Source organism: Teichococcus globiformis (assembly GCF_042646265.1).
GTDB lineage: Bacteria > Pseudomonadota > Alphaproteobacteria > Acetobacterales > Acetobacteraceae > Pseudoroseomonas > Pseudoroseomonas globiformis.
In genome coordinates this window covers 1-838 of record NZ_JBHRTN010000016.1, presented here as the reverse complement: position 1 = coordinate 838, position 838 = coordinate 1, and the positions used below count along the sequence as shown (strand labels likewise).

At 68.9% G+C, this 838-nt stretch carries 1 protein-coding gene; it reads left to right on the top strand.

Going from position 1 to position 838, the window contains the following annotated elements:
• Window positions 1-69: 69 nt before the first annotated feature.
• Window positions 70-837 carry an SDR family oxidoreductase gene (locus ACFOD4_RS14090; RefSeq protein WP_379597381.1) on the top strand — a complete coding sequence of 256 codons (768 nt, stop codon included), beginning with the start codon at window positions 70-72 and terminating at the stop codon, window positions 835-837.
• Window position 838: the final 1 nt, after the last annotated feature.

Below are 838 nucleotides of genomic sequence, written 5' to 3'. Positions count from 1 at the left end.
AGGGGCGGCCCTGCGTAGGGTTTGCCTCGTTCCGGCGCGCTGAGGCGCCGGTCGGAGGAGAGCCGAACCATGGGTGTCGCGAAGAAGATCGTTGTTATTGGCGGAACCGGCCTGATCGGGTCCAAGGTCGTGGGATTGCTGCGCCGGGCCGGACACCAGGCGGTCGCCGCCTCACCCGACACGGGCGTCAACACGCTGACCGGCGAAGGCCTGGATGAGGCCATGCAAGGCGCCGAGGCGGTGATCGACGTCAGCAACGCGCCGAGCTTCGAGACGCAGGCCGTGCTCGACTTCTTCCAGAGCTCGGGCCGCAATCTCCAGGCGGCCGGCAGGCGGGCCGGCGTGCGGCATCACGTCACCCTGTCCATCGTCGGCACCGACCGGATGCCGGGGAATGCCTACTTCCAGGCCAAGCTGGCGCAGGAAGAGATTGTTCGTCAGGCGGGCACGCCCTTCACCATCCTGCGCTCGACCCAGTTCATGGAGTTCCTGGGCGGCATCGCCGACATGAGCACGCAGGACGGCGTTGTCCGGCTGCCCGGAGGGCAGTTCCAGCCCATTGCCGCCGACGACGTGGCGGCAATCCTGGCGGACACGGCACTTGAGGCGCCGCACAACGGCATTGTGGAGATCGCCGGACCGGAACGCGCGCCCTTCGACGCGTTCGTTGATCGCTATCTCCGCCAGGTCGGTGATCCGAGGCCAGTCTCCCGCGAACCGTCGGCCCGCTACTTCGGCGGCGAGGTGCGTGAGCTGTCCCTGGTGCCGCTGGGTGAGGCGCGGCTCGGCCAGACCAGTCTCGAGGATTGGCTCCGACGCCGCGCGGCCGCGGCCTGAA